Origin of the sequence: Vibrio sp. 10N.222.52.B7, assembly GCF_041474275.1 — a bacterium.
Lineage (GTDB): Bacteria > Pseudomonadota > Gammaproteobacteria > Enterobacterales > Vibrionaceae > Vibrio > Vibrio crassostreae_C.
In genome coordinates, this window is record NZ_JBFRTU010000811.1 from 1 (window position 1) to 290 (window position 290).

Sequence of the window (290 nt, forward strand, 5' to 3'; positions counted from 1 at the left end):
GTCCAAGCTAGGGTGAGGGCAATCTGGGATAACCAGTGAATACAAGGCACCGACATGGAATTTAATGCCCAAGTGAACAAAGGGCTTCGAGTGATCCAATTCGATGGCTTTATGGTGCGGTAACAGCAAATGGCAGCCAACGCCTTGATCGATTTGTTGCTCAATCATGTAGTGATATGCCTGCTCGCTTGGCGATAAGATCAGGTGTGCCGATGGATCGGGATTGAGTATCGGAAATTGATGAGTTTGAGCGTCGGGCGTCTTTTCAATTAGCCAGTAGCAATCAATGA

At 47.6% G+C, this 290-nt stretch carries 1 pseudogene; it reads right to left on the reverse strand.

Going from position 1 to position 290, the window contains the following annotated elements:
- Positions 1-288: pseudogene (locus AB4512_RS25415) on the reverse strand (AraC family transcriptional regulator); the annotation flags it as partial.
- Between the last annotated feature and the right edge of the window lie 2 nt (positions 289-290).